Source organism: Nitrobacter sp. MLSD-S21, from assembly GCF_058809865.1.
This window is the reverse complement of record NZ_JBXASZ010000001.1, coordinates 524,006-548,896: the sequence shown is the minus strand read 5'-3', so window position 1 is coordinate 548,896 and position 24,891 is coordinate 524,006. Positions and strand designations below refer to the sequence as shown.

The following is a 24,891-nucleotide window of genomic DNA, read 5'->3' as shown; positions in this document are numbered from 1 at the left end:
GCGAAAACGGGCATTCAGTAGCCTGAACGGCTGCGATTGGAAACAGTGGCGCTCTACTCCGCCGGGTTTTCCGCTGGCGGCGAGGTGGCGGCGGAGGCAGACGGCTTAGCCGCTTTCTTCTCCACGACAGCCACGGCGAGAATCGAGCCTTCGTAAAGCAGGAGCAGCGGCAGCGCCAAGGACATCTGGCTCAGAACATCTGGCGGCGTCAGCACCGCCGCGATGACAAACGCGCCGACGATGAAATAGCGACGCTTGGCGCGCAGCATTTTCGCTGTGACGACGCCGATCCGCCCCAGAAGAGTCAGGATCACAGGCAACTGGAAGGCAATGCCGAAGGCGAAGATCAACGACATCGTCAGCGACAGGAACTCGCCGACCTTGGGCAGCAACTGGATTTCCGCGGTTTCGGGACCAGCCATCTGCTGCATCCCGAGCGAGAACCGTACCAGCATCGGCAGCACCGCGAAATACACCACCGTCGCGCCCAACACGAAGAAGGCCGGGGTCGCAATCAGGTAAGGCAGGAAAGCGTTGCGCTCATGTTTGTAGAGTCCGGGCGCCACGAATTTGTAGATCTGCGTCGCCACGACCGGAAACGAAATGAAGGCGGCGCCAAACAGCGCGAGCTTGAGCTGGGTGATGAAGTATTCGAGCAGCGCGGTGTAGATGAATTTCGAATTCTCCGGCCCCGCGACCCAGACAAACGGCCATATCAGGATGTTGTAAATCTGCCTGGCGAAGAAGAAGCAGGCAATAAATGCCACGCCGAAGCCGACCAGCGCCTTGATCAACCGCGAGCGCAGTTCGATCAGATGATCCATCAGGGGGGCCTTGCTGGCCTCGATGTCTTCGTCGCTCATGACGCTTTGGCGTCCCTGATCGTCTCGCCCCTGCCCGCCTCATGCGGCGTTTCTGACGCAGCCGCAGGCGGTTCAACGGGAGCATCCTGAACCTCCGGCGTGATCACCAGCGGCCCGGATGCGCTCGCCTCGGCGTCGGCTTGCATCAAAGTCTCAGGACCCCCCGCTTCCGGCGGCGCCGACCCGCTCACGGAAGCGGAGTTGGCGGGTGCGGATGGCTTGTCGAGGTCCTCGAGTCTGGGCGGCTCGCCGAGCGAGTCGGTTAGCCGGGTCATCAGGTTGCCGCGGGTCAGACCGCTGGTCGCGTCGCGCACCTCGTCGAAGGATTTTTTCAGGTCGGCCATTTCGGCCTCACGCATGGCCTCGTTGAATTGACCCTGAAATTCAGCCGCCATCCTGCGCGCCTTGCCCATCCACTGGCCGATCGTGCGCAGCACGCCAGGCAGCTCTTTGGGGCCGATGGCAATCAGCGCGACGACCGCAATGACGAGCAGTTCACTCCACCCGATGTCGAACATGAAACTTTCCGCTTACGCGAGGCTTGCGTCGGTTTCCGCACCGCAGCCGACGTCCCGTCTTGTCAGATCTTGCTTTAAGCCGGCACAGGGATCGACGTGTTTCGATAGTACCGCATCCCTGGTTGTCGCGCCTCGATTATGTATCACTGCGGATAAACGGCCTCGCGCGGAGCCTGCGTTAGATGACCTTGCTGCCGGTGTTACCGTGCCGCACCGGACCCATCCGCATTATGATCGATCGTCTTCACGGGTTCGGGCTTTTCCGCAGTATTCTCATCATCCTTCATGCCCTTTTTGAAGGCCTTGATGCCCTGCGCGACGTCACCCATCAGGTCGGAAATCTTGCCGCGGCCGAACAGCAGCAGGATCACCGCGACCACCACGATCCAGTGCCAGATGCTCAGTGAACCCATCTGCAACCCTCCAAGTCGGCGGCCGGCGTTTGGCCGAAGCTATGCGGAACGTATGCCCGAGGGTTGGCAAAAACAAGGATTCCAGGTCCGGCGGGCATCAATAAGAACCCGATAACCCTATGACTTTTGACCGGACCGCGCGCGACGCCGGAACTGCTTCGTTAAAATACAAAGGCTGGTGGTTGTTCGAGGCCCGGCAGGACCGGAACCGACGCATCGAAGAGAGCCCTGCGTCCGAAATCGGAATGCGAGTGGGTAACGATGACCGCCCGAGGTGCGCCACTCATGGCAAACACGCCAACCAGGCGACCCTCGCCAGCGAGCTGTCCGTAAAGCGTATCTGGGGCAATCTCGGTCGCACCCTCCAAAATGATGACGTCGTAAGGTGCGTGGGCGGGCGCTCCTTTGCACGCCGCCGCCGTAACGATGGTCACGTGACCGAGTCCGAGGCTTGCAAGAATGTCCGAGGCCTTCGCCGCCAGCGCCGGGTCGCTCTCGGTCGCCGTCACTCGATCCGCGAGCTTCGCCGCCAACGCGGCGGTATAGCCGGTGGCACAGCCCACCACGAGGACGTTGTCGGTGCTTTTGATCTCAGCTGCCTGGATCATTTTGGCGACGACCATGGGCTTGATCAGATACCGCTTCGGCGCCCCCCTTTCGCTGACGTCCAGATCGAGATCCAGGTAAGCCAGCGCGCGGCGATCCTCGGGAACGAAAATCTCCCGCGGAAGCGCCATCATCGCGTCGATAACCCGCGGATCGGTGACGTCGCTGGTCCGCACCTGACCGTCAACCATTTTTCCGCGAGCGGTCGAAAAATCAGACATCGGCGATCCTTAACCCGTGCCAAAGTTCTCGGAGGACTAAGACACCCCCATGGTCGATGCAAGCCCTTGCTAAGCATGCCTGATTTGCCGTCGCATTTTGTCGCAGCGTTTTCCATCGGTCGCAGGAAATGCACGATCCTCGCCGGATTCACCTTACCTTTGTCCAGAGGCGCCGGATTGCCCTTTTCTGCTTTGCAAGCGTTGGGGGCTTTGTTATAGGCTGCCTTCTTGCGAAGGATGCTTCGCGTGTTCCCTGGTAGCTCAGTGGTAGAGCATTCGACTGTTAATCGAATGGTCGCTGGTTCGAATCCAGCCCGGGGAGCCATTTTTCAGCGAAAAGTAGCTGATTTTGTTGTTCTTTTCAAAAGATCAAAACAGCCTTCCCCGCCATCTCTCCCCGCTTTTGGAAGTAGCCCGCCACGTTTCCGAGGCAAGCCTTCGCGCGTGACTCGTACTACGCCAGCACCTCGCACCAGCGCAGTACCTTCCCACCTGTCAGCGACGCAGCCCGCTTCTTTCGGACGGCGCCGATGCCTTCCCCAAGGTTGGTGACGACGCTCCAACACCGCCCTCTTGGACGTCACCCATGCCCCAGCCGAGACTGTGTTCATCGTCGACGTCAGGTTCGGCGTCCTCGCCGGGTTCGCGGCCACAGTGCTCGTCTTCTAGCCGATTATTACCGAAGCAAGAGCGGCATCAGCCTGACCGTGATGAAGAGAGCCGGCTATGATACACTTAAACGGCTCTTAGCCAGAGGCTACGTGGCCAGTGTGGATCAAGATCCAAGGCCCCAATGCCTGTCTGTAAAATCACCCCTGAAGGCGAAACGGCATGGCTTGCAGTTGCCGACCGCGAAGGAATTGATTTTTAGTTGTGGCTCGACTCTTTGTTCTCGGATGTAAAAATGCAAAGCGACACCGACACAATCAAATGTCCCGAATGCGGCATCGAAGCCCACGTTGAGGGCAGCGGATCGGAAAAGTCCTTCTCGTTTTCACAAGAGGAGATGGCGCTAAAATGCAAACACAGCGGCGGCGCTATCTGCCCTAACATTCGGCAAGTGCTGGATCGGCTTAGATTCGATGTTGCGTTAGATACTAGACCTTCTCGTCCTTAGATGGCGCAGGTGCCTCGAAGCATGATCAACGAAGATCCCGAGATTGAGAATCGTCACTCAGCGGCATCGTGGCTCGCGAGCGAAACTCACTTCCGTTTGACCTAGATCAAGGCCAATCGTCGCCTCATGTCCCAAATCCGGGGCTAGCCGGAGGAAACAGGAAAACGTCCAGTGATCGGGTTCGAGCTTCTCAGCGATGCTGGCGTGCTGGTTGTGGAGCCGAAAGGCGCACTTTCGGCTGAAGATTTCCGTGAAATTTCCGGAGAGATAGACCCCTATATCCGCGAGAAAGGCAAGCTGACTGGATTGCTAATTGAGGCAGCATCCTTTCCCGGATGGGACAGTTTCGGCGCGCTTATTGAGCATTTTAGATTCGTACACGACCACCACCGCAACATTGATCGCGTTGCCATTGTTACGGACGATGCCTTTTTGAAAATCGCCCCCACGATAGCACAACACTTTGCACATCCTGAGATTAGGGTCTTCGCCAGTGGAGAGAGGGTAAAGGCCCTCGAATGGTTACAAACCTAGCCCCGTAACTTCATCTGTTATCGCAATCTACCTATGTTTGCGACGCTATATTTGGCGAGAAGCCGCCGCCGATCTGTAACCCGGAAGGTAAGAAGGGGCGCAATTGGGAAAGCGGAAACTGGCGAAGGATCCGGTAAAAGCAAAAAGACCCAGCCGCTGGTTAAGGCAGCCGGGTCAGTCCAGAGGAGAAACAGGGCCCAGGGCGGGCCCGTAGCGTAAGCATTATTCAAGCATCACTTTCAGGCGCATTATTTGATCTAGCGCAATGCGGCAGTCACATCGTCGTCAACCCCACCTCCAGTATCAAACCCCGGGGAACAACTTTGCTTCGGCTGTATTGAATCACAGGAACGGGTTGACCCACAGCTTCATGATCCCCGAACCCGAATTGGCCCGCCGCGTCTTCTCACCACTGGCGGGCCTTTTTGCAGGCCCAACTCAGTCTCAGCGTTCCCGCTTAGATCCTCAGCGCCGGCATGAGCTGCAACCGGCCAGCGCGTGGCTGCCGTCGTCTGACGGGGTTTTGTATCGGCTGCCCTTAGCCAGCCGCATAGACAGGCGAGGACTGGTGCGTGCAAAAACGAGCGGCGTGGATGACCGCGGCAACACACAAATAAGCAACCGGAAAACCATATCGCCCGGTCGATCCATTAGTCGGCCAAACAGATTCAGCTTGTTCCGGTCGCCTGGGATCCTGCGTCACCGGGACGAAGTTTTGCCGCCGCCTTAAGAGCCTCGATCCGCGCCGGACCGCTCGGCAGTTTGTGGGCTGCATCAATGGCCTGGATAGCTCGCGTTTCGCGCTCCAACACGTCGTCCGGAAATGGTTCCCGCTTTTTCATGATACCATTCCTCGAATTGCATCGGCTGGATAAACCACGCGGCCCAGAAACGTTCCGCCAGCCACGCCGGCGCCGAGCGCCTATATGGCCCGCGCCCTAAATGGAAGGACGTCGAACAGCGATTGTTAGATGACAGCTGTCGTCAGCAGCGGACGGAGCGTCGCTCGACGATGCTTTTAGATTAATAGCCGTGGGGCTTTCATCGGTAAGCCATACTTAGGGTGAAAACCAGAAAGACCGCGACTAGACCTCCAGCAACGAGAACCCGATTAAGTAACATGACTTTGGGCCTCCTAAGATTAGGATCGCACCCTTTAGATACATACTTGAACGCCATTCACGACTTCGAGGGACTGATTATTTGCCTGGCGGTCGCCGTCCAAATTGATTCAGATCAACCGATGCGCCATTCGCAATGCTCCGGGCTTCATCCGAGGTCAGTGATTATGGGCGAAACGAACGCCTTGAAGATCGTTTCGGCAAGGCACGTAAGCGACCAGCACACCTTTCGCACATCACTGACGACGAAAGGCCTGCACCCTTCCTGTGTACGCTCCAATGCCGTGGGAAACGCAGTTTGGGCGGCTTGACCAAAGAGAACAAAATGAGAACTATGTCCTAGACAGTCAAGCCGGAAAAAGCGAGCGGAGCGCTTTTCCCGAGCGAAGCATCTGATGTGACAGCAGCGGAATTTTCTGAAAAACGAAACCCGTGTTCGAGCGGCCACGGCAGCTATGCTGATTGCTCAAATGCAATTGGGACATCGGCCGCCGACGCCGCCCTCCTCTTCACCATCGCTCCCGCCTAACCGCGACGAGCCGGAAACCTGCCGCTCTAGTCGCCAAGCCCAAGTCGATCGACGTGGGCATGATGGGCTCACCGGCTTTTTCGCCAACGCGCGCTGCATCTGGCGCGTGTCGTCCGAGGTCAAATAGAACCTGTTGTTAAGCGTCTAACATTAATCTTTTCTCCGTTATCTGCCGCCACTGCGGGTCTATTCACCGCGCTTACAGGGACTTTGATTGGTTCTTTGTTTACCTGCGGACGGCGCAGAGGCAGGTCTGCTGCAGGGCTGAGGGCATCCGAAAATGAGACAGTTTTTCTTAAGTGCGATTGCGCTGATTATCAGCGCAACGCTCGCGCATTCACAGGAATTTTCAGTTGCACAGACCGACGATGTCGATGCCATGCCTTGTTCTATCTTTCTGGACGACTCATCTTTCATCTCACTGAAAGAGGGTGCGTCCTTAAGCTTCTCTGTACAACCGACCAACAACGCTGAACTATTCAACAGGCTTGCTGAACGAATGAGCCGATGCAGATCCGGAATCGCAGATGTGGCCGCACGAGCCGAAGCTGCTCAGTAACGTTCCTCGACATCCATTCTTGTCGATCGCGTCCGTCACCTGGACCATGTTCGGCGTGGCGCGTGTCAAGGCAATACACATTGCCAAGATGGACAAGGAATAAAATCCAGCCCGGGAGCCATTTTTCAGACCAGCGCGTTCCCTTCGAACCAGGCGACATAAAGCCGGTTGCGCAGGACCGTGTGGATGCCTTCTAGATTTTCCGGCTGTCATAGGCCCAATGCAAGAGCGCCTGCCGTTGGCGTGGCCGGCACATGGGATCGCCCGGCTCGCGATGCTTCCTGACTTGAGAGACATGCCGCCGCATCGCCTTCCAGCGGCCGATCTGGCGCGCGTCCTCGTCCGGCATGCGCCGTCCAATGTAATAGCGGCAATACCACTGAAACCAACCACGCGGGTCGTCGGGATGAATCCAGCCTTTCCTTCGCCAGACCGAAAGCGGCTGACTGGCATCGACGCCGAAATAATTGAGCGAACAATCGCGGCCCGAGGGTGAAAGCTTGGCCCGCGCGAACCAGTTCGCGGGAAACTCGTCCCGGCAATCGGTCAGATATTTGCCGCAAAACACGCCGAGTTCGAGCATCTGCTTCGGCGTGAGTTCGGGCCGGAAGGCAGGATCGAAATTACGGCCGGACGGTGCCATCAACCGATAGCGATAGCCGCTCTGCATCCGATCGTTGACGGTGATGACCCGGCCCATTCGGTCAGTTCAGCGCAAAAAGCGAAGCGTTGAGGAGCGAGGCGAAGGCAACCCACGCGGCATAGGGCACGAACAGCCATGCCGCAACCCGATCCAGCCGCCATGCCGTGGCGATAAAGGCGAAAATGGCGGCGAGCAGCAAAAGGATTATGACGAGCGCGATCCCGATCTGGTGAGCAGCGAAGAAGACCGGAGACCATATGAAATTCAAAGCGAGCTGTCCCCACCAAAGCCGCATCGGCCACCCACAAGCATCGGCGTGCCATACGCGCCAGCCGGCGATCGCGATGAGGATGTAGAGGACGGTCCAGACCGGCGCGAACAGCCAATTGGGTGGATTGAATGACGGCTTGGCAAGGCCAGCATACCATGCGCCCGGCATGGTCAGAAAGCCGATAACCAAACCGCCACCGACCACGAGAACGAGGAACAAAATCAGCCGAAGGGCACGGTTCATCTAGAATTTCCGTTACTCACCGTCCGACGAGTCTTACTGGTGAGTGATAGTTTCGTGAGCCCACTTATCATCGGCTTTGGCGTTCCGGCATCGGACACCAAACACCGCCATGAAACTCTGCCAGTACACGAGACCTCGGGAAAGTTATGATGTGCCATTCGATAGGCGTGACCCGTCGGAGCTTTCGTCGCATAACTCACGTCTTACAACGCCGTCGCCTTCATGCACGAAAAACTTCAGTCCTTTACACGTTCCGTTGGCGGGCATGAGATTTCAACCTTGTTCTTCAGCACATAGCATAGGAGATTTAAATGGCAGAAGAAAACCTTGAGAACGAAGCTGAAAGTTCTGCAATCGCAGCATTCACGCTGGCTCAGTTCGCGTTCTGGGGTCTTATCGAGAGCGGAATTATCTCAACTGAGAAGGCGTCGGATATGCTGGAACAAGGAATAGCAGCGCATTCCAAAGGAGATTTGACCAACCGGAAGGCGGCGCAAATGCTGCAAACCATCCTCGACATGGTGCAGCGAGATAAAAGGTCACCGGTAAACTAGGTCACCCCCGCGTCAAGCGGATGCGGATGCGCACATTCTTCGCAATGGGTCGAAACTCTGGTTCCGACTACATTGAGTGAGCGTCTTTTTGATCGAACATGATCCTGCCCAAAAAGCCGGTTTCCATTGGGATCATGATCTAGATAGAGCACCGTTTGTCGCGCAGCACCTAACAACATTTATCAAGATGTCCATGTCATCAAACATCGAACCGCTTGCCCGAGCGATGGCTGAACGAATCTGCCGGTCTCACCAGATGACTGAATCGGAAATTCAGGGGTGGGTGGACCGCCACTGGGAGATCGCAGCCGCAATGCTGGAGTCCGGCGCCATGGACGAAAGGGGCGAATGGCAACCCGGGCAGGATTGGCGACGCGGACTGGAAGCATACCGCGAGCGACTGGCTGCGAAGCATGAGATCCGATAAAATCTCGCTTCCACCCCTCTCGACTCCTCACGCAAGAAAAGGGCATGATCGGGATCTGGGCGCCTTTTCCCTTCGTCCTATCCGAGGGTCTCCCGATGGACGTATTGAATTTCCCCGATCAACTGAGCATCGTTACGGTAAAGGCTTCACGCCCTTTGATCCGGCCTGATGGTCGCTACGCGATAGAACTGGCGACGACCGAACTTGGCTCCATCGCGTTCGAGGTAGATGAGCAAGCACTTTTCGCCTTGCGTCAGGCTATAGGTGAGATCGAGACGGAAATGAAACGGAGGCCCGGAAGGGCCTGATTCAACCACCCGAGGCTGTTACCCTCGTGGAGCATACGGTTCATCAATTCCCGGATCCTCACCTAACAAATATCAGGCCTTCCAGATCTTTTCGGCTTGCAGCGGCAGTTCCTGCTGCCAGACATTGCTCGTATGGGTCGCCCCATGATCGTTTTTCTGAACAGCCGCGATCAGCGCGTTGAGGCCTAGCAATGTTGCGACGATGAGAATGACTGCCAACACAATTTTAATCTTCATTTCGCTGTTCATGTCGTTTTTTCCTCTCTAACAACCGGAAACCGTGCGCCAAATGGAAATGAGCGCACATGCGTTGAATGTGCGGTGAGGTAGGCTGATTTTGGGATCGCTGTCGATAAGCGGGGCACCGGAGCAGGCATTCCAGACATTATGCTGTTTTCCGACGCTTCGCGACGGATTTTATCGCCGCACACCAATCGTCCAGGCTTTGAGCATTCCGCCCTGCGCCCCCTCCCATGGCGAGTCGGCCACCATTCGATTTTGCGGCCTTCTTTAACGAACGCGCAATATTTATGCAGAAAGATTCCATGATAGAGGAGCCATGGAACGTGAGCGACACACGCGATTTCAAGAGCACCGGACTGCATCGCTTTTCCCGAGCATCCACCCGCTCGCTTGCGCAAACGTCATCCCGCCTTGCCCATTGGCCACCGCCTTTCCGCAGCACGGCCGCAAAGCCGAAGATCGTCCGGCATACCCCGGATGAGAAGCCACAGCGGGCGAAGCCGCGCGGCTGGCGCCTCACGCGGGCTATATTCTCCGAATTCGAAGACGAGTGAATCTTCGGTTCTCCGGGGCCTGCTCGCCGTGGCTCCTTCTTCAACCGCTCTTTGGCTTTTTGGCGAGCAGCTTCATCTCGCGAAATCTCTTTGCCCAGCCCTCGCGCAGGCTTTGCTGGCCGCGGCCGACCGCAAGCGCGTTGTCAGGCACGTTTTTGGTGATGACCGAACCCGATCCCACATAAGCTCCGGCGCCGATCTTAAGCGGCGCGACCAGGGACGAATTGGAGCCGACGAAGGCGCCCTCGCCGATCTCGGTGCGGTGCTTGTTAAAGCCGTCATAGTTGCAGGTAATGGTTCCCGCACCGATGTTCGCGTTGGCCCCGACACAGGCATCGCCGATATAAGTCAAGTGGTTGACCTTGGCTCCGGCTTCGAGAACGGCGGCCTTGGTCTCGACGAAATTCCCGATCCGCGCGCCCTCGCCCAGCGACGTTCCCGGCCGCAGCCGGGCGTAGGGACCGACAGAAGCGTTCCTGCCGATTGACGCCTGCACCAAGTGCGAGAATGCGTGAATAGCCGCGCCGTCGGCGATAGTCACGCCTTGCCCAATGACTACGTAGGGTTCGATGGTCACGTCCTTGCCGAATGAGGTGTCAGCGGAAAGAAAGACCGTCTCGGGAGCCACCATCGTCACTCCAGCGTCGAGCGCCGCCGTGCGCAATCGTGTCTGCATGACCTGTTCGGCCTCGGCCAATTGAGCCTTGGTGTTGATGCCGCGCACTTCGTTCTCGCTGGTTTCGATCACCGCCGCCGTCAGACCAAGCTCGCCGACGATGCCGACGGCGTCGGTGAGATAGTATTCGCCCTTGCTGTTGGTGTTGCCGATCTTTTCAATGATTTGCAGCGCTGTCTTGCCGTCGAACGCCATGACGCCAGCGTTGCAAAGCGTAACGCGGCGTTCGTCATGGCTGGCATCCGCTTCCTCGCGGATCGCCGTAAGCCGGCCATCGGTCACGATCAGCCGACCGTACCCCGTAGGATTGCGGGCATGAAAGCCAAGCACGGCCAGCGACGCACCGGCCTGTAACGGCGCTCGCATGCGGGTGAACGTATCGGCCGAGATCAGCGGCGTGTCGCCGAACGCGATCAGCAGATCGTCGGCGCCGCGGATGATAGCCTCCTTCGCCGCAAGGACAGCGTGTGCTGTTCCCAGGCGCTGGTCCTGGACGAACGCCATGACATCGGGCCGCACCCGCCTCGCTTCATCGGCCACAGCCTCATGGCCAGGGCCAACAACAACCGCCAGCAACGTTCCCGGTCCGCCCGGCGCGGCCGCCAACACATGCGACAACAGCGTCTGCCCCCCGACCGAATGCAGCACTTTAGGCAGCGAGGAGCGCATCCGTGTCCCCTCACCCGCTGCAAGCACGATGGTCAGACAACTCCGGCCGTTCATTCGAATCCTCGTGGTTAGCGCATCAAACGTCGCCGTCATTAAGCTTTTTTTGTCGAAAGTGAAAACCGCCAACCTCCCTGAGATCGAGCAGGTTTCCTGTTAACATCCGGACATGATTCGGAGCGGGGGCCCGGCGTCATCGTTATGGCGAAGAATCAGAATGGTTTAGCCGAAGGCGTGCAGACCACCGAAAGCGGTGGCTGGCCGGGCGGCTTTCTTGCCGAAGAGGAAGGATTCGACCGCCGCGCTTTATTGCGGCTCGGATTCTGGGGCGTCGGGTCAGTCGGGGCCGTAATCGTCGCTCTCCTGGCTTACAATTCCGGTGCCGGTATCCGGCCCCACCAAGTCGTCGCCACCGATCTCGCAAAGCAATCGTCGCATTTGGAGATTGCGGAAGCGGCCAAGAAGGAAATAAGACGACTTTCGTCCGCTATCGACACATTGAACGGTGATCGCGACCGGCTGTTTGCCCGTATCGCCGCGCTCGAACAGGGATTCGAATCCGTCACCGGCTCCATTAGCCGGAACGCGGCGCGAGGAACCGACGCCGTAACGATTACGGCCTCCATGCCGCCGGCTATTGAGCCCGATCCAGCCAGAAAACCGGACTCATCGGGTTTAGACGCATCGACAACCAGAAATGCTTCTACGGATGCGCCTCTCTCTGCACCGGTTGCTTCCACCACCGCGGCGGCGGTGAAGCTCCTGGTCGCCACCCCCTCCCCCGCGGATGCTTCATCGAGGTCCGCAAACATTCAGCAAGCACCCTCTCCCACCGCAGGTTCGCGGTCCACGCCGACCACGCCTGAAACGGAGAAGTCCGGGGCAGTCGCGACACCCATCACGCCTGAAGCCGCAGCACAGCCAGCCTCGACCGCACATGATCCGACCGCAACATTGCCTCACGGACAAGACCAAGCAGCAACCCGTGGGACCGAATCCGAACCCGCGCGAAACCTTCATCATAAGGAAGCGCAAATCGTAGCTGCCTCCATTCCTACGATCGCAGATGCCGTGCAGCCACCTTCCTATCCTAGCCCCGTTCCGGCGCCGCGCACCGATTTCGGCGTCAATCTCGGAAGCGCGAGTTCGATCAAAGGTTTGCGAGCGCTTTGGCAAGGCCTTCTGAAATTAGAGGCAAAAGAACTGACTCCGCTGCATCCGATCATCGTGCTGAAGGAAACCAATAACGGGAGCGGCACGCAGATGCGTCTGGTCGCCGGGCCGCTGGCCGACGCGGCAGCCGCGGCGAGGATTTGCGCTGTGCTATCCGAGAACGGCAGAACCTGCGATACCGCCGTTTTCGACGGCCAGCGCCTTCTCGAAGACAGCAAAGACAATGATATTGCCCTCGCAACAAAAAGGCCGAAGGCAGCGCACGCGTCGCGACATCGGTATAGCCGGAAGTCGACAAGCGTCGAAGCACCGGCTCCACCCCCGCCCTTGCCCCTGCCGCCAAAGCCGTCGACATTCGGTTCTTCCGTTTCACACTGATGCATCCGGCAAGGGCCGGATTTCGGGTTGTGGGGTCCACAGATCCGGATCATATTCACGCGATGAAAAAAGATCCGTTCCGACTGACGCCTTATCAGGTGCAATGGCTGCTGATCGTGGGCTTCTTGAGCGTCGGTTACGCGCTCTATCTTCGTTATCTTGCGATCGAGCTGTCTACGGTATCACTGGCTTGCGACGCCGGCCTGCAAACCATGCTGTGCAGGGGCCGGAGCGTCGCAACGTATCTGTTTCGCAACCATGTCTTCGGCATTACGGCGCTGGTCGTCGCAGTGCTGCACGTGATCCGGCCGTCGATCGTGCTGTTGACCGCGGGGCTCGTCGCCGCCGGCGTCGGAATCGTACTCTATAATGTCGGCCTTTCGGGTCTTGCAATCGGCCTGCTTATTCTGGGGTTTGCGCGGCCCGCGCCCGCCACAGCGTAATCCCAAGCACGGCGTATATCAGACAGGTCCAAAGCGACTGCCAGTTCTTCGGACCTTCGTTAAATCCGACATAAACCGCAGCAATCATCAGTAGACCGGCAAAAACCGATTCCGCGACGGGTCGAACGCCGACGAGCGGACGATTGAGCCATGCCAACGCCCAGAACGGCACCACGGCCATTGCCAGCGCAGCGAAGGGAAAATCCCGGTACCGTGGATCGAAGACGAAGCCAAGCGCCGTCTCCGCCGCGATCAAGGTGGTTACGAGCAGCGTAATTCCCAGCATCACCGTCAGCACCGAGCCGGTGCGGCCCGGGCGGGGACCGATCAATTCGACGAACGTCGGCAGCGCGCGTCCCGACATCAGGGCGTTCGCACCCAGCAACGGAGAGACGACTCCCGCCGCCAGCAGCAGACCCCAGCGCAGCGAGTTGCCTAGTCCGTAACTCTCTTGACACAGCTTGTCTGCGGCAACTCCGAGCAGGATTCCCGCCGAGGTCGCCGAGACCGCGACCGCGATCCAGGACATCCACCGCGGTTTCCAAGGCTTCCGCCGCAACGTCAACATGGCGACCGCGAAAACAAGGACACACAATCCCATTCCCGTGGCCATCTGGATCTTCCAGAGTGGGAAATTGCGGACGGGTTCGCCGGCTGGATATTTCAGCATACGCCGGGTGGCCTCGATCAAGCCCCAGTTGCCGCCGACCGTGCCCTCAAGCTGGCGTTTCCATGGCTGGTCGTAGGCCTCGATCAGGTTGACGCGAAATTTTTCGCGCTGCGCCATGTCGAGAATTTCGGACACCACACGCGCCTGATTGGCCCGAGAGGGCAGCGCGCCCTCCCGCATCCGGCCGGCGCTCGGCCATCCGGTTTCGCCGATCAGGATTTCCTTGGCGGGAAAGGCCGCGGCGACTTGCTTTCGAATGGCGCCGATATGCGCGGCTGCGTTACGCGCGCGAATCGGAAAATCCTCCCAGTAGGGCAGGATGTGGATGGTAACGAAATCGACAGCGTCATAGACCTCGCGGTTGCGCAACCAGTATTCCCAGACATCCGCATAGGTTACCGGCACCGTCACCTGTGACTTCACCAGCCGGATGTTCGCTGTCAGATCGGAGGCCGTCATTTCCCCGCGCAGCAGAACCTCGTTGCCGACCACGATCGCGGTGATGACGTCGGGATACTCCTTCGCAAGACGGATCGCGATGTTGATTTGGGCGAGATTCTTCAGCCGGTTATTGCCGAGCCAGATGCCCTGGATGACCTTGAGGTCAACCTTCTTGGCAAGAGCGGGCAGCCGGTCGAGGCCGTTTTCGGTCGAGTAGGTCCTGACGCACTTCGAGATCTTGGCCAATTGGGCAAGATCTTCAGCAATCTGCTCAGGCGCAATCTCAGTTGTGGCGACCAGTGGGGTCTGCTGACCCCGGAACGGTGCATAGGATACGCATTCCAGTTTCGCTGCCGGGTCGATCGGAGCCCGCGCAAGCTGGATCGGCGCGGCGAGCCACCACCACACTGCCGCGATCAAACCTAGCGAAATGATGAGAAGCGCCAGTGGCGTATGAAATGAAATCGGCCCTATCCTCCGCAAGAGTCGTCCGATTAGCTTGTCGGGGCCTTTCTGCCAAGAGGAGCGCCTTCCGACCACAATCATTCAGGCCACGTGTTACCCCGATGCAGTCAAGCCGCTCGTCTGCTGGACAAAATCCAAAATCTCCGTCATTTGGGAATCCTGATGGAGCGACCGGGGCGCCTCGCCGCATTGGGGACCAATTTGCCCGTCATCTGATTGCGCGGTTGCGGCGGGCAAGAGTCGGGGGACTTTCATGCGTCGAATGCTATTTGGGTTTGAGAAAGCGTTGTTGCGCGGTTTTGCCGTTTCCGGCTTCGCCTTGCTGTTCAGCATCGGCGGAGCGATCGCGCAAAGCGGCGATCTTCGAGCCCAGGATCAAAACAAGCCAGCCGCGGGGAGCGCGACAAATGGAGCCGACGGCGCCAAAGACAGTCAGCGCAAAACCGACGAATTCGTCGAAGCCGCGCGCGTCATTGATGGTCCGGCGGGAAATCCGGAATGCGTCTGGCTCGGCCGCCGCGTGGTTCTTCTAATGTGGCGCGATGACCTGGATACGGCCTTCCGTCATCTCGATCTCTACGATCGCTTCGGATGTCCGGGTGGTCACGTCCAGGCGGCATTCCGTTGTCTGGTCCGGTTCGGACCTATTGACCCCAAAGCGCCAGATGCGCTGAGCGGCCGCGTTCATACCTGCTGGATCAATCCGGATGCACAACCGTCCGAGCCTGGCGCTGAGGCTTCTTCCCCGGCAGCTAATCCCGCGCCCGCGACTCCCCCTCCGCCGAAGCCGGCTCCAGCTCCCGCCGCGCCGAAGAAATAATTGCCGCTGCGACCGCCAAGAACGATACTGGATTTTCGAGGCTAAAGCGCGGAACCGCCCTCAAAACGCCACGGCGTCATACCAGTTGTAAAATTATGTCGCAGAATTATGTCTGCTGATGTGTCGGTCGGGCCTAGGGGCAGGTCCGCGTTTCTGGCAGGCACGCCCCTCATGGTTTAGTCGCGATGCGCGCCGTCGTCGCCGTTCTACTACTTGTGACCGCTGCACATGCTGCACTCTGGGGAGTTCTTCAGGACAGGCAGCCGGCTCCTGACTTCAAGGGTGTTCTGAGCAGCGTCTCCTACGCGCCCTTCGAAGGCACCGCTCATCCGGACGTCGATAATATCCCTACCGGCGAGAAAATCCGGTCCGACATGAAGGCGCTGGCGCCCCTGACCCGCGCGATCCGCCTGTATTCGTCGACCGGCGGCGTGGAGCTTGTGCCTCCCATTGCCAATGAATTCGGCCTCAAGGTCATGGTCGGCGCGTGGATCGATAAGTTTGTCGAGCGTAACGAGCGCGAGATGCTCGCCGCCATCGATCTCGCCAAACACAACGGTAACGTCAATGGCATCGTCGTCGGCAACGAAACGATCTATCGAGGTGACCAAAAGGTTTCAGATCTCATCAAGCTCATTCAGCGCGTAAAAGGTTCCGTAAATATACCGGTTACGACAGGTGAAATCTGGAACATCTGGCTCGAGCATCCTGAACTTGCATCGTCGGTCGACTTCATCGCCGCACACATCCTGCCCTATTGGGAAGGCTTTTCGAGCAAGCAGGCCGTTGATCAGGCTCTCATCATCTATCAAAAGCTGCGCGACGCCTTTCCCGGCAAACGGATCGTAATCGCCGAGTTCGGCTGGCCGAGCGCCGGATATAATCTCAAGAGCGCTGATCCTGGGCCGTTCCAGCAAGCGGCCACGCTTCGCAATTTTGTGGCCAAGGCCCAGTCGATCGGCATGGAGTACAACATTGTCGAAGCCATCGACCAGCCCTGGAAGTTTTTCGAAGGTGGCGTCGGCCCGTACTGGGGCATCCTCAACGCGGATCGCGAACCGAAATTTTCCTGGAGCGGCCCTGTCGTCAATGAAGCCTACTGGAAACTTGCCGGCATCGCACTTTTGATCGGCGTCCTGCTGTCCTTGCCCATTCTGCGGCTCGTCCGTCCCACCGTGATGCAGGCTGTGCTGCTGTCGGCAGCCGCCAACGGAGTCGGCGCCTGGGTTGCGACGGTTTTCGCCTACTGGACCGGCCATTACTTCGTTTTGGGCTCGGCTTTCGCACTAATGCTCGGGTTGATTTTGCTTGTACCGCTGATCCTGATCGCGATGGCCCGCATCGAGGAGATCGCGACAGTGGCATTCGGTGAGCGCCCGCGGCGGTTGATTACCAAGGAGGCGGTGGCCGTCCAGGCGGCCACCGACGCACCGCTGCCCAAAGTCTCGATTCACGTGCCCGCATATTTCGAGCCGCCCGAGATGCTTAAGCAGACGCTCGACGCAGTCTCGCGCCTCGACTATCCGAATTTCGAATGCGTCGTCATCATCAACAACACACCCGACCCAGCCTTCTGGCAACCCATCCAGGATCACTGCCGCGCGCTTGGTGAACGATTCAAGTTCATCAACGCCGAAAAGGTTGAGGGCTTCAAGGCGGGAGCGCTGCGCATCGCCATGGAGCGCACCGCCGCTGACGCCGAGATCATCGGCGTCATCGATGCCGACTATGTGGTGCAGTCCGACTGGTTGAAGGATCTGGTGCCGGCCTTCAACGATCCCAGCGTCGGTCTCGTTCAGGCGCCGCAGGATCACCGCGACGGTGACCGCTCGTTGATGCACTACGTCATGAACGGAGAATATGCCGGCTTCTTCGACATCGGCATGGTCCAGCGCAACGAAGCCAACGCGATCATCGTTCATGGCACGATGTGTCTGATCCGCCGTGCCGCGATGGACATGGCCGGCGGCTGGGCCGGAGACACGATTTGCGAGGATACTGACCTCGGGCTCGCGATTGCCCAGCATGGCTGGGTCACGCACTACACCAACACCCGTTACGGCTACGGCCTGCTCCCGGACACCTACGAAGCCTTCAAGAAGCAGCGGCATCGCTGGGCGTATGGCGGCTTCCAGATCGTCAAGAAGCACTGGCGTCGCTTTCTGCCGGGCGCGAGCCGCCTGTCGCAAGAACAGAAACGCGAATTTACCCTGGGCTGGCTCAACTGGCTGGGCGCTGAAAGCCTCGGCGTCGTGGTTGCGATCCTGAACCTGATCTGGGTGCCGATCGTCGCCTTCGCCGACATCGCCATCCCCGACAAGATCCTGACATTGCCAATCATTGCTGCGTTCGTTGTGTCTCTGCTCCATTTTCTGGCGCTGTACCGCCTTCGCGTGCCGATAAAAACTGCGCAGATGTTGGGAGCGATGGTAGCGGCCATGTCAGTGCAATGGACCGTATCGCGAGCGGTCGCACAGGGACTTATCACGGAGCACCTTGCCTTCGCCCGGACCTCGAAGGGTGGGCTGTCGCGGATGTCGATTGAGTTTCAAGCATTCTGGGAGGCGGTGATCGGCGTTCTCCTGTTGGTCGGGGCCGCGGTGCTGATCGCATCCAACCAGCACAAGGAAGTCACCGAAATCTACATCTTTGCAGGCGTGCTGATGCTCCAGAGCCTGCCGTTCCTGTCAGCGGTCGCCATTGCCATCCTTGAGACATCACGCATCAACCAGTTTTCATTCTGGCGCAATGCCCGTATCCGCAGCGCCGAATTGATCGGACTGCGGCCGGCGCCAATGCCGACAGGCGGGTCGTCGCCCGTCGGCTCCGAGATTCAGCGCGAAACAACCTGATCCGGCCGGCATCCGCCGTTTGCAGGCTGCTGAAAAGTTTTGTCTCTAAGACCTGGATTTAGATGGGTTAATTGTGTTGTGCATTATCCCGCGCAGGCACGGGCGCTATTGACCAGCGCGGACTGGCCCCCTACACAGCGCGACATGTGAGCGCGTAGCTCAGGTGGTAGAGCACGTGACTTTTAATCATGGGGTCGAGGGTTCGAGTCCCTCCGCGCTCACCATTGATTTTAAACGATAATTCTTGATTTAACGAAGGGCGCCGAACGGCGCTATTTTCGTCGGGGCCACCTGAGGGGCCACATCGTGATAAAGCGAGCCCGTATCTGCGAAAATACATTTACTATCAGTCGAGCGACCGCGCTGAGTGTGCCCTGCGCTCTCATATTGTCGCGGTCTCGCATATGAGCGCTTGATAATTGACGAAACCGAGCGTCGCTGAACATCAGTGAGCGCGCTGGCCTAAACCAAATTCGCTTGGATTTCAGATCGATCTGTGACTATTAGTCTGCGCCGGCAACTGTCCGGTCCAGGAATCGAATCAATCCTTAGCCCCGCCTAATGGCGGGGCTTTTTTTGCAGCTGCGCGGCGTCAACAAATCGCCCGAGTGTGGCAGACCCGCTACAGCCGCCCCAGGCTGCTACCTATAGGGTGGCACTATCGATCGATTCCAACTTTGGGGTTCCCTTATGAAGAAAATTCTGCTTGCGACAGCAGCCGTGCTGGTCAGCGCATCGGTTGCATCCGCCGCTGATCTGGCGGCTCGTCCCTACACCAAGGCGCCGGCCTACGCGCCACAAGCGCCGATCTACAACTGGACCGGATTCTATATCGGTGGTCACATCGGTGGTGCCTTCGGCGGCAGCAATAACGTCCTCGCACCGGGCTTTCTCACCAACAACAACGACGGCCGGTTCATGGGTGGTGGTCAGATCGGCTACGACACGCAGTTCTCGCCGAACTGGGTGTTCGGTATCGAAGCCAACTACAGCTTCCTTGACACCGGCAGCAACTTCGCCAACCGTGGCCTCGGATCGGTCACTGGCCGGCTCGGCTACACCTGGGGTCCGGCGCTGCTCTACGTCAAGGGCGGCTATGGTTGGGCCGATTCCCGCTTCACCAACGGCTTTGCCGGCACCGGCGGCCGCGACGGTTACACCGTCGGAGGTGGTCTGGAATATCTGTTCACCCAGAACTGGTCGGGCAAGGTCGAATACCAGTACTACGATTTTGGCAACGTGAATTTCATCGGTCCGGTCGGAGCTTTTGGCACCTTCCGCAACGACCAGCACACCATCAAGGTCGGTCTGAACTACCGCTTCAACTGGGGTGCTCCGATGGGTGCTCCGCTTGCCCCGGGATATTAAATTTCATCGGACTGATGTGGAAAAGGCCGGCACAATCGCCGGCCTTTTTCTTTGCTCGATCAAGCGGAAGCTTGGCCTCGGAATGGGTGAAGGATGTAGCAAGCGGACAGAGTGCGCATCATGTTGACCAAATCGGAAGAGTACAGAGAGAACGCCCGCAACTGCGGTGAACTCGCCGGTGAGGCGAAGGATTTGCCCTCGAAGAACCGCTACAGGCGAATGCAGGACGCTTGGCTCGCCCTTGCCGAGGAGCAGGACTGGCTAGACGGTCTATCGCCACCTCGTAATTGAATGACCGCCGGAGCGAGCTTGACTGTGCCGGCAGGCAAGAAGGGCCAGTCACTGCGGAAAACGGAAGCTGGCGAGAGATCGCTGAAGATACTCAGTCAACTTTGCGGCGGCGTCGGACCATTCGATAAACGCCATAAGCAACAAGCAGGGGTGGCCCTGCCGCTCCCATCAGAGGCCCGCCGGTCGCCGCCCAAAGCGATCCATGTCAGGCGGCTCACGTAGCGCCGGCAAACCCTTTGGTCGGTCTGGATAGATAAACTCCTCGCCGCGGAGCCATCGACCCTCGAATCGGTCCCAAAACTGAATCGCGTCTAGCTGCACAGCAAACTCATAGACGCGCCACATCCCGTCGCGCTCGATACGTTCGCCAGTCCCGTCAAACGGAATGCTGTTGAGCTTGCAGACCGCGTCGATAAATCCCCAATTTTCCCTGATGTACATATCAGCCAGCGCGACGTGATACGGCCTCGATTTTTTCCACCGGAAATCTCCGCCACCTCGCGGGTGAAAATCTTTCCGCTGCATCATGAATTCGGGCAACCGCGCTATGCCGTTCGCGATCCGTCTCGCCTCGTCGGACGTCAGATGATTGTGGGCGAATCCGATACCTTGCAGATCGTCCCGGCAGGGCACGTAAAGACTGGTACGCCCTTGGCGTCACTGATGACGAACGGTCCCCCGCCATCGCGGTGAACATGCCATGGGGCTGGAAAACGACGCCTGCAACCGCTTGACTTCATGAGAACAAAATAGGAACATAGACGCTGCCGGGTCAAGTCGGAAACTGCCATCGTACGGCTACCGGCGCGGCAACGACCGTTCAACTGCTAATCGGTGAAAGTAATGGGCTGGCGCTCGCAAGAGAATTAGGACTGCCGAACGGACGCGACTTCAATCGCATTGCCGTGGCGGGATCGAAAGATCATTCAAAGGGCCGGATGGGTTGCGGCGCTAATGATCGTTTTCGTCTGTGCCATGGCTGCGGGACGCTGAACGAGGAAGTCCCAATGCTAGGTCTACCGATAAGAAGTATCATCCTTCTGATTCTACTAGAGGATGCATCGGGGGACGTTGTGGCAGATCAATTTTTCGACGAGCAATTGGATCAGTCGGAAATCAAAGCTCAGATTATTCAAAAATATTTCTACGCATGGGCAAGAATAGTTACCCCGACAGCGATGCAGGGCGCCAAGAAAATTGGCTACATCGATCTCTACGCCGGGCCGGGGCGGTACAAGGACGGCGCCGCATCGACGCCGCTCTTAATCTTGCAGAGCGCAATCGCCCAGCCGGCGCTCGGTCAAATGCTCGTGACATTCTTCAATGACGTCGACAAAAACCATTCTGCCACTTTGCAGACTGAAATCGATAAGTTGCCAGGTATTGAAAAGTTGAAATACAAGCCGGTCGTTCAATGCAACGAAGTCGGAGAGGACGCCGAAAAGTATTTTAACGAGACGCGCCTGATTCCATCTTTCTCATTCGTCGATCCCTTTGGATACAAGGGTTTGTCGCTCAAGATCGTGAATGGCGTAATTAAAGATTGGGGATGCGACTGCGTATTCTTTTTCAATCACAGTAGAATAAACGCCGGCATCAGCAACCCGAAAGTCGAAACTCACATGGATGCGCTTTTCGGAGTAGAGCGCGCTACAAAACTTCGAGAAACTCTTCCTCAAAAGAGTCCAGCACTCAGGGAATCGTTCGTCTTGGAGGAGATGTCCCAGGCCCTGAAGGCTATGGGAGGAGCATTCGTGCTACCGTTTAGATTTAAGCGCGGTCAGCGAACATCGCACTATCTTATCTTTGTTTCTAAGAATTTTCGCGGCTATGACGTTATGAAAGACGTAATGGCCAAGGCTAGCTCGACCGAGGATCAAGGCGTTCCATCATTCACGTACTCGCCAGCCGATGCGTCAATGCCCTTGCTGTTTTCACTCACACAGCCCCTGGGAAAGTTAAAGGAAAGTCTTCCGAGTGCGTTTTCCGGTCGAACTCTGACGATGCGCCAGATTTACGAGAAACATTCGGTAGACACGCCCTACGTTGCAAAGAACTACAAGCAGGCGCTTCGCGAACTTGAAGAAGATAAGATCATCACCACAGATCGACCGAATCGACGAAAAGGAACATTCGCCGATGATATCTTGGTGACGTTTCCGTGAGGGTTCAACATGTCAAGTAACTCACCAATAGAGTGGACGGAGGCAACTTGGAACCCAGTCGGAGGATGCACGATCCTCTCACCAGGTTGCACGAACTGTTACGCCATGAGGTTAGCAAGTCGCTTGGAAGCGATGGGTCAGACCAAATACGCTGGCACGACGCGGAAAAGTGGTGGTCGCGCGAAATGGAATGGAAAGATTGTACTTGACGAGAATGCCTTGGGAATTCCGCTGAGATGGAAATCACCGAAGATCATTTTTGTGAATTCGATGTCTGATCTTTTCCATGAAAAGATCCCCGATAAATTCATTTTGCGGGTATTTGAGGTAATGCGTGCGGCTCATCATCATACGTTTCAGGTCCTGACAAAGCGTGCCGAACGACTTGCGGAGATCGCAGCGACATTACCTTGGCCCGATAACGTGTGGATGGGTGTTAGCGTTGAAAACGAAGATTACGTCGACAGAATTGATCATCTGCGAACCACACCGGCTTTCATAAAATTTCTTAGCCTCGAACCTCTTCTTGGTCCTTTGGACCATCTCAACCTGAGTGGTATCGATTGGACGATCGCCGGTGGCGAGAGCGGACCCAATGCACGACCGATGGATCCTTCTTGGGTCCGCTCAATTCGTGATCAATGCATGTCGGCGGGTGTCGCTTTCCACTTCAAGCAATGGGGCGGCGTCCAAAAGAAACAATTCGGACGCACTTTGGATGGCCGGACTTGGGACGAACTACCCCACAAGCGGGTCGCCGCGTAAGGAATAGCAACGGTACAGTGTGAACGTGGCCGTCGCGATGATTACCGACGCACGGGCAAGCCGTTGCAGTCGGCGGAAAACAAGCGCTTTCATCGCAGCGCGGCCACATTCCCCCAATCAACATCGTCTCGGGGCCACGGCTGGTCGTCGGCATCGTTTCGAATGTACCTGTCAACGATTGCACCAATGTCTTCGCGGCTAAAATGTCCCGCAGTGTAGAAAGCCCAAAGATCGTCTAGCGCTAAACCCACCATCTCCGGTACGCTCTGCGGCGATCCCTTTTTGCAAGCTTCATTGGCCGCACGCTGGGCGTTCAGCACCGCCGCGGCGAAGCTGTTCTCAATATCCATGCCCGCCTCCTTCACGCCGCGAAACAAAACTGGGGCATCGGGATATCGCACTCGCGTGCGAGTGCTTCCGCGGCGGCGAGAATTTGTTCTTGGTTATTCGTCAGAACGCCGTTAGCGAGCGAGAGCACCGTGCGAGCGACAAAATCCATATCGATCGGTTTGGTGGTATCGTGGATGCTAGCTTGGGCCATGGGTCACTCCATTCGCTTGGGTTAGGGCCGTTGGGGTGGTGAGACACCTTGGCGGCCCGCTTCGTTCAGTGACCAAAGTAAACCATGACTTGCCGTCGATCGCAATAGAAATAATCTTTTAAAATCAATAGCTTGCAGTATGTCAACGCAATCCTCAGTATGTCAACGCCGGCTCGGAGCAAACATCGAGCGAGTACCGACGGCTGCGACCGGCGCACCCTTCGAACTCAGTTCAGTCAATGCCCACACGAGCGCGTCGACACGATCCGGTGAGTGCCCCGCCCTGGCGCGATCGAAGTCGCTGGTGAACGAGCACATCTGGTCCTCCAACGTAGCGAACGAGCCGACGTGATGCACCTTGCGTTGCTCGTAGAGTGCCGCAATAGGCTCAGCGCGCACGACCTTGCCGCGGCTCGCGTGCACTGCGCGGAAGCTGACGTTCGGATCCACTGCGCGGATCGTGCCCTCAATCATCTGTCCACCGTTGTTCACTTCACCTATGATCCGATCCGCTTGGTGTCTTCGGTATGCTGCAATAGCTTTGGCCGCCCACTGATGCGGCGCGTAACGGCCGGATAAATCGTCGAGCACATAGATTTTCCGATCAGCCGCAACACCTGCGACGACGATTCCAGTCTCATCTGATCCTTCGTTGTTGGAAACCGCAGGATCGATCGCCACGACGATACGCCTAAGATCGGGAGATTCCGTCACCCGGTCGCGGTCGAGCCATTCCAAATGCCAAAGCGCGCCGGGTGTATCAGTCAGCAGCTCGGCTTCTATCTCTTGGCGACCGAGGCGCGTGCCCTCATAACGATCGCGCAATGCCTGGATAAACGTCGGAGCGAGGTTCGCTTCATTCTCGAAGGTAGAGCCGCGCGTCACGACCACGTCCGCCCCTTCGCGCGAAAGCAGCGCCTTCAATAACTTGATTGGTCGCGGCGTGGTCGTGGCCAACCATCTCGGATGCTTGCCAAGGCGCAAGCCAAACATGAGCATGTCCCAAGTCGATTCCGGATCAGGCCACGCTGCCAATTCATCGGCCCAAGCTAAATCGAACTGCGGTCCGCGAAGCCGGTCCGCTTCCTCCGCTGAAAACAGAGTGGCGATAGCGCCGTTATTCCATGTCAGACGGCGCTTACTCGGTTCGTATTGAGGCATGTTCCACGGCGGCGCCAATCGGAGTATCCCGCTCTCGCCTTCCACCATAACATCGCGGGTGTCTGCCGCGGTCGCCGCAATCAAGGCGATACGGCCGGCAACTTGGGTTTCGACGCATTCATTGATCCAACCGGCCCCAGTGAAGTTCTTCCCGAAGCCCCTTCCCGCGCAGACGACCCACCCGTTCCAGTTGCCATCGGGCGGCAGTTGTGAGGAACGGGCTTTGGCGCGCCACCCGCCATCTTGGAGTGTCTCGGCGAGTGCGGCGGCGATGCTCGTGGTCATTGAAGCC

General features: G+C 57.9%; 28 protein-coding genes and 2 tRNA genes. 16 read left to right on the top strand and 14 right to left on the bottom strand.

Translation table 11 applies throughout. From position 1 onward, the window contains the following. Nucleotides 1-53: 53 nt before the first annotated feature. The 4 genes from tatC to AC1RT6_RS02740 form a co-directional block, all read right to left on the bottom strand. Nucleotides 54-863 (bottom strand): twin-arginine translocase subunit TatC, encoded by an 810-nt coding sequence (tatC, locus tag AC1RT6_RS02755; protein WP_079446903.1) that lies wholly within the window; start codon nt 861-863, stop codon nt 54-56. After that, nucleotides 860-1,381: a Sec-independent protein translocase protein TatB gene (tatB, locus tag AC1RT6_RS02750; protein WP_079446904.1), complete on the bottom strand. Its 522-nt coding sequence runs from the start codon at nt 1,379-1,381 to the stop codon at nt 860-862. Before tatB ends, tatC begins: the two co-directional genes overlap by 4 nt. 200 nt (nt 1,382-1,581) lie before the next feature. Beyond that, entirely contained in the window at nt 1,582-1,794 is a 213-nt protein-coding gene (locus AC1RT6_RS02745) for a twin-arginine translocase TatA/TatE family subunit (RefSeq protein ID WP_079446905.1), read from the bottom strand. A gap of 161 nt (nt 1,795-1,955) precedes the next feature. Beyond that, nucleotides 1,956-2,621, bottom strand: coding sequence for a protein-L-isoaspartate O-methyltransferase family protein (locus AC1RT6_RS02740; protein WP_079446906.1), 666 nt, complete (start codon nt 2,619-2,621; stop codon nt 1,956-1,958). 250 nt (nt 2,622-2,871) lie between these two features. Between AC1RT6_RS02740 and AC1RT6_RS02735 the strand changes: the two genes are divergently transcribed. Together AC1RT6_RS02735 and AC1RT6_RS02730 are read left to right on the top strand one after the other, a co-directional pair. Beyond that, nucleotides 2,872-2,946, top strand: a tRNA-Asn gene (locus AC1RT6_RS02735). A 963-nt stretch (nt 2,947-3,909) separates the two neighbouring features. Next, entirely contained in the window at nt 3,910-4,272 is a 363-nt protein-coding gene (locus AC1RT6_RS02730; protein WP_079446945.1) for a SpoIIAA family protein, read from the top strand. Between the two features lie 668 nt (nt 4,273-4,940). On the opposite strand, the gene AC1RT6_RS02725 is transcribed toward AC1RT6_RS02730, so the two are convergent. Then, nucleotides 4,941-5,114 (bottom strand): hypothetical protein, encoded by a 174-nt coding sequence (locus AC1RT6_RS02725; RefSeq protein WP_158081527.1) that lies wholly within the window; start codon nt 5,112-5,114, stop codon nt 4,941-4,943. Nucleotides 5,115-6,202: 1,088 nt separating this feature from the next. On the opposite strand from AC1RT6_RS02725, the gene AC1RT6_RS02720 reads away from it, so the two are divergent. Further along, nucleotides 6,203-6,481, top strand: coding sequence for a hypothetical protein (locus AC1RT6_RS02720; RefSeq protein ID WP_139372880.1), 279 nt, complete (start codon nt 6,203-6,205; stop codon nt 6,479-6,481). A 193-nt stretch (nt 6,482-6,674) separates the two neighbouring features. Here AC1RT6_RS02720 and AC1RT6_RS02715 read toward each other — a convergent pair whose 3' ends face one another. Further along, the gene (locus tag AC1RT6_RS02715) at nt 6,675-7,181 is read right to left on the bottom strand and encodes a hypothetical protein (RefSeq protein WP_079446946.1); all 507 of its coding nucleotides are present in this window, start codon (nt 7,179-7,181) and stop codon (nt 6,675-6,677) included. 4 nt (nt 7,182-7,185) lie between these two features. Further along, nucleotides 7,186-7,638 carry a TspO/MBR family protein gene (locus AC1RT6_RS02710; RefSeq protein WP_079446947.1) on the bottom strand — a complete coding sequence of 151 codons (453 nt, stop codon included), beginning with the start codon at nt 7,636-7,638 and terminating at the stop codon, nt 7,186-7,188. 311 nt (nt 7,639-7,949) lie between these two features. Here AC1RT6_RS02710 and AC1RT6_RS02705 point away from each other — a divergent pair, with 311 nt between their 5' ends. From AC1RT6_RS02705 to AC1RT6_RS02695, 3 genes are all read left to right on the top strand, one after another. Beyond that, nucleotides 7,950-8,192: a hypothetical protein gene (locus AC1RT6_RS02705; RefSeq protein ID WP_079446948.1), complete on the top strand. Its 243-nt coding sequence runs from the start codon at nt 7,950-7,952 to the stop codon at nt 8,190-8,192. Between the two features lie 88 nt (nt 8,193-8,280). After that, nucleotides 8,281-8,619, top strand: coding sequence for a hypothetical protein (locus tag AC1RT6_RS02700; RefSeq protein ID WP_472789934.1), 339 nt, complete (start codon nt 8,281-8,283; stop codon nt 8,617-8,619). 95 nt (nt 8,620-8,714) lie between these two features. Beyond that, a complete protein-coding gene (locus AC1RT6_RS02695) occupies nt 8,715-8,927 on the top strand; it encodes a hypothetical protein (RefSeq protein WP_139372881.1) in 213 nt (70 codons plus the stop codon). A gap of 72 nt (nt 8,928-8,999) precedes the next feature. On the opposite strand, the gene AC1RT6_RS02690 is transcribed toward AC1RT6_RS02695, so the two are convergent. Further along, nucleotides 9,000-9,176 (bottom strand): hypothetical protein, encoded by a 177-nt coding sequence (locus AC1RT6_RS02690; protein WP_173815977.1) that lies wholly within the window; start codon nt 9,174-9,176, stop codon nt 9,000-9,002. Between the two features lie 317 nt (nt 9,177-9,493). On the opposite strand from AC1RT6_RS02690, the gene AC1RT6_RS02685 reads away from it, so the two are divergent. Then, entirely contained in the window at nt 9,494-9,724 is a 231-nt protein-coding gene (locus tag AC1RT6_RS02685) for a hypothetical protein (RefSeq protein WP_079447043.1), read from the top strand. A 40-nt stretch (nt 9,725-9,764) separates the two neighbouring features. Here the strand turns inward: AC1RT6_RS02685 and glmU are convergent, their stop codons facing one another. Next, nucleotides 9,765-11,123: a bifunctional UDP-N-acetylglucosamine diphosphorylase/glucosamine-1-phosphate N-acetyltransferase GlmU gene (gene glmU, locus AC1RT6_RS02680; RefSeq protein ID WP_079447044.1), complete on the bottom strand. Its 1,359-nt coding sequence runs from the start codon at nt 11,121-11,123 to the stop codon at nt 9,765-9,767. A 144-nt stretch (nt 11,124-11,267) separates the two neighbouring features. Between glmU and AC1RT6_RS02675 the strand changes: the two genes are divergently transcribed. Continuing rightward, complete coding sequence (locus tag AC1RT6_RS02675) at nt 11,268-12,617, top strand: SPOR domain-containing protein (protein WP_079446950.1); 1,350 nt, start codon at nt 11,268-11,270, stop codon at nt 12,615-12,617. 62 nt (nt 12,618-12,679) lie between these two features. After that, entirely contained in the window at nt 12,680-13,060 is a 381-nt protein-coding gene (locus tag AC1RT6_RS02670) for a hypothetical protein (protein ID WP_079447045.1), read from the top strand. Here the strand turns inward: AC1RT6_RS02670 and AC1RT6_RS02665 are convergent. Beyond that, nucleotides 13,020-14,654 carry a glycoside hydrolase family 17 protein gene (locus AC1RT6_RS02665; protein ID WP_472789939.1) on the bottom strand — a complete coding sequence of 545 codons (1,635 nt, stop codon included), beginning with the start codon at nt 14,652-14,654 and terminating at the stop codon, nt 13,020-13,022. The two genes, AC1RT6_RS02670 and AC1RT6_RS02665, sit on opposite strands and share 41 nt — an antisense overlap. A 235-nt stretch (nt 14,655-14,889) precedes the next feature. On the opposite strand from AC1RT6_RS02665, the gene AC1RT6_RS02660 reads away from it, so the two are divergent. From AC1RT6_RS02660 to AC1RT6_RS02640, 5 genes are all read left to right on the top strand, one after another. After that, nucleotides 14,890-15,456, top strand: coding sequence for a beta-1-3, beta-1-6-glucan biosynthesis protein (locus AC1RT6_RS02660; protein ID WP_079446951.1), 567 nt, complete (start codon nt 14,890-14,892; stop codon nt 15,454-15,456). A gap of 185 nt (nt 15,457-15,641) precedes the next feature. Further along, nucleotides 15,642-18,308, top strand: a complete 2,667-nt coding sequence (locus AC1RT6_RS02655) for a glycosyltransferase (protein ID WP_493029031.1) — start codon at nt 15,642-15,644, stop codon at nt 18,306-18,308. Nucleotides 18,309-18,456: 148 nt separating this feature from the next. Beyond that, nucleotides 18,457-18,532: transfer RNA gene (locus AC1RT6_RS02650), tRNA-Lys, on the top strand. A 466-nt stretch (nt 18,533-18,998) separates the two neighbouring features. Further along, entirely contained in the window at nt 18,999-19,676 is a 678-nt protein-coding gene (locus tag AC1RT6_RS02645) for an outer membrane protein (protein ID WP_472789943.1), read from the top strand. Nucleotides 19,677-19,796: 120 nt separating this feature from the next. Next, the gene (locus tag AC1RT6_RS02640; protein ID WP_472789945.1) at nt 19,797-19,967 is read left to right on the top strand and encodes a hypothetical protein; all 171 of its coding nucleotides are present in this window, start codon (nt 19,797-19,799) and stop codon (nt 19,965-19,967) included. A gap of 168 nt (nt 19,968-20,135) precedes the next feature. Here the strand turns inward: AC1RT6_RS02640 and AC1RT6_RS02635 are convergent, their stop codons facing one another. Next, the gene (locus AC1RT6_RS02635) at nt 20,136-20,600 is read right to left on the bottom strand and encodes a hypothetical protein (RefSeq protein ID WP_472789946.1); all 465 of its coding nucleotides are present in this window, start codon (nt 20,598-20,600) and stop codon (nt 20,136-20,138) included. A gap of 440 nt (nt 20,601-21,040) precedes the next feature. Between AC1RT6_RS02635 and AC1RT6_RS02630 the strand changes: the two genes are divergently transcribed. After that, nucleotides 21,041-22,132: a three-Cys-motif partner protein TcmP gene (locus AC1RT6_RS02630; RefSeq protein WP_472789948.1), complete on the top strand. Its 1,092-nt coding sequence runs from the start codon at nt 21,041-21,043 to the stop codon at nt 22,130-22,132. 9 nt (nt 22,133-22,141) lie between these two features. Further along, nucleotides 22,142-22,897: a DUF5131 family protein gene (locus tag AC1RT6_RS02625; RefSeq protein WP_472789950.1), complete on the top strand. Its 756-nt coding sequence runs from the start codon at nt 22,142-22,144 to the stop codon at nt 22,895-22,897. Nucleotides 22,898-22,986: 89 nt separating this feature from the next. On the opposite strand, the gene AC1RT6_RS02620 is transcribed toward AC1RT6_RS02625, so the two are convergent. From AC1RT6_RS02620 to AC1RT6_RS02610, 3 genes are all read right to left on the bottom strand, one after another. Then, nucleotides 22,987-23,247 carry a hypothetical protein gene (locus AC1RT6_RS02620; protein WP_472789952.1) on the bottom strand — a complete coding sequence of 87 codons (261 nt, stop codon included), beginning with the start codon at nt 23,245-23,247 and terminating at the stop codon, nt 22,987-22,989. An 11-nt stretch (nt 23,248-23,258) separates the two neighbouring features. Continuing rightward, complete coding sequence (locus tag AC1RT6_RS02615) at nt 23,259-23,438, bottom strand: hypothetical protein (protein WP_472789954.1); 180 nt, start codon at nt 23,436-23,438, stop codon at nt 23,259-23,261. Between the two features lie 162 nt (nt 23,439-23,600). After that, nucleotides 23,601-24,884 (bottom strand): DNA-packaging protein, encoded by a 1,284-nt coding sequence (locus AC1RT6_RS02610; RefSeq protein ID WP_472789956.1) that lies wholly within the window; start codon nt 24,882-24,884, stop codon nt 23,601-23,603. Nucleotides 24,885-24,891: the final 7 nt, after the last annotated feature.